General features: G+C 59.1%; 2 protein-coding genes. One reads left to right on the top strand and one right to left on the bottom strand.

Annotated features, from left to right (window positions below):
* A partial coding sequence (locus ACH2EH_RS02500) for a glycosyl hydrolase (RefSeq protein WP_395138596.1) occupies window positions 1-1,103 on the bottom strand: 1,103 nt, incomplete at its 3' end.
* 116 nt (window positions 1,104-1,219) lie between these two features.
* On the opposite strand from ACH2EH_RS02500, the gene ACH2EH_RS02495 reads away from it, so the two are divergent.
* Window positions 1,220-2,302 (top strand): hypothetical protein, encoded by a 1,083-nt coding sequence (locus tag ACH2EH_RS02495; RefSeq protein ID WP_395138594.1) that lies wholly within the window; start codon window positions 1,220-1,222, stop codon window positions 2,300-2,302.
* Window positions 2,303-2,323: the final 21 nt, after the last annotated feature.

Below are 2,323 nucleotides of genomic sequence, written 5' to 3'. Positions count from 1 at the left end.
GGGTTGCGCGGGTTCATCTGCGTGGACGCGTAGAACACCCAGCCCGGCCACGGGGCTTCGTCGGGCGAGTAGATCGTCCCGTGCCAGAAGATATGGTTTATCCCTGAGAGAAACATCTCGTCCACCAGCACTTTCAGATTGCCCAGCGTCTCGGTGAAGTGCTCCTTGAGCCAGGTGCCAGTCTCCGCCGATCCGAGTTTCTTACCCGTTATATTTGCCGCAGACGACGCGAACTTGCTGACCAGAATGCTTCGGTCATCATGGAACATCTCGGTCTCAGGAATATCGGCCAGTGCGTAGAGATCTAGTAAATTGCCGGGCGCACCATGCGCCTCGTAGCGCGAGCGCATCCCGCGCCGCTTGCCCCACGCGATCCAGACCGGCTGCGCTTTCTCGACCATCAAGTCCGAGTGAATCTCCCGATAGTCAGCCAGAATACGTTTAGCCTTCTCGTCGCCGCCTGTAAACGCATCCACGTGGTCTTGTAGCTTGTAGCCGTGCTTCTTCTCAAACGCCTCCAGCAGCTCGGGTGCCCAGTCGTTGTTGTACTCGTAGCTGTCCTGGTAGATCGCACGGGGGAGTGGGCCTTTCCAGCCCGAAAACGCACGGGTGAAGCGCTCCATGAAGCGTCTGTGCGCCCGCTCCGATGCCGGGTTGAGCATCCAGCCCTCACCCCCAAGTCCCGCTCGCTTGACTTTCTGCCCGCTGGGTTTGCTGGTGAGGCTTCCATCGGGGCGGATCACGAGACTCTGGTTGGCATCCTCGTCGCGCACGTTAGGCCCACCGAGGCACCAGCCGCAGCCCACGGACATGTCAATCCCCAGCCCCAGCCGCTCCGCCTCGGTGAGCGTGTACTTTAAGAGCGCCAGCCAGCGGGGGCTCAAGTACGAGACAAAGCGTTTCTCAAAGCCCTTCGCACCATAGATCGGAATGATGTGCACTCCGCCCATCCCGGCGTCTCGGTAGCGCGTCAGCTCGCGCGTGAGATTCGCCTCGTCGACTGCACTCCCCATCCACCACCAGTAGGCCCAGGGGCGGGTCTCGTGAGTTATGGGCGGCCAGAGGCTTTTGTCGGCGTCGTTGGTTGTCGTCATTGGAGTCATGGGGTGTAGGTTCGACGTGCATCAACCGGTTTCCTAAAGACGAGGCAACAAGTTGCTCTCGCTCAGGGCGCTTCGCGCCGGGCACCCTCCGGGTGCAAAAAGTCGTACAATGCACTATGCACGGGCGCTTCTGGAAAAACATTGGTCAGGGCGTGGGAATCCTCGCCTTGTTTGTGCTCGTCGGCCTGGCAACCGTCCGGCTATACGAGCGCCCGTTTCTCGTTCTGGGAGGAGCGACGCAGCGCCTCCCGGAGTTGGACAATCGCGAGATGTGTGGCTGGTTAGGCAACGACCAGGTAGTGACAGGGATTCGTGATGAACGCGCACTCTGGAGCGTCTCCCCTGAGTTGCAAGAGCCGCAGGAAATCTTTGACCTCCGTGCCCGCATCCGCCACCGCACTCCAACCTTGCCCCAACTTCCTGAAGATGAAGATGGCAACTATTCCTCCAACCGAAGCAATCCCTTCCCCTCTCCCGATGGCCGCTGGTTGCTTTACTACGAATGGTCCTACCACAATCAAAAACGCTCGTTCGAGCGCTGGCGACTTGTCCACCCGGACGGCACGGGCACACAGCTTATCCCCTTTCCTGCTTCCGTTGAGTTTCTCTTCCCCCACTGGCTCGCCGATAGTGGCGGCTGGATAGGAACAGACTCATCAAGCGGCCCTAGCTACCTCACTCGCATCAACGGCACACACATCACTCAGACCCGGCTTGCGCTTCCTGAAACGGCGTGGAATCTTAAAATAGTGGCGCGGGGTGAGCTCCTCTTTGCCCCTAACTGGCGCATACAGCCCCAGCGAATCGTCTACAAATCGAGTTCCCTGAGCACTCCTGCCTTGGTTCAGAAACTCTCCCTTCGTCTTCCCATGGGAAAACCATACTTGTCAGGGTATGAGGGAGGCCATTCACCGTTTGACTTCTCCCGAGATGGTCGTTTCTTGATCGTCCGCGCCTACATGCCCTGCTCAGACAACTCCTTCCTTGCATGGTTCCAGGGGGCAATTCCTAGTCAAGACTCAGGATTTATCTTCTGGCGCATTCCTCGCAACGGTGCCTCCCCCGCGCGCCTCCCCCTCCCAGGCGACGTCGTGGACTTTTCGTTGTCACCGGATGGGAAAAAGATACTCTACTGGCGCAATGTCCCCGACTCTGGCGCTCAGGCATACCTGCTGACACTCCCCGAAAGGAACCGATAATCGTATGGGACGAACCCGCCG

The sequence above is a fragment of the Armatimonas sp. genome, from assembly GCF_043760365.1.
Classification (GTDB): domain Bacteria; phylum Armatimonadota; class Armatimonadia; order Armatimonadales; family Armatimonadaceae; genus Armatimonas.
Note: the sequence above shows the minus strand (reverse complement) of the source record. Positions and strands in the feature narration are given on the sequence as shown.

Bases quoted from the DNA above. Each gene is read 5' to 3' on its own strand.
- ACH2EH_RS02495 (WP_395138594.1), top strand. From the start codon at position 1,220: ATGCACGGGCGCTTCTGGAAAAACATTGGTCAGGGCGTGGGAATCCTC.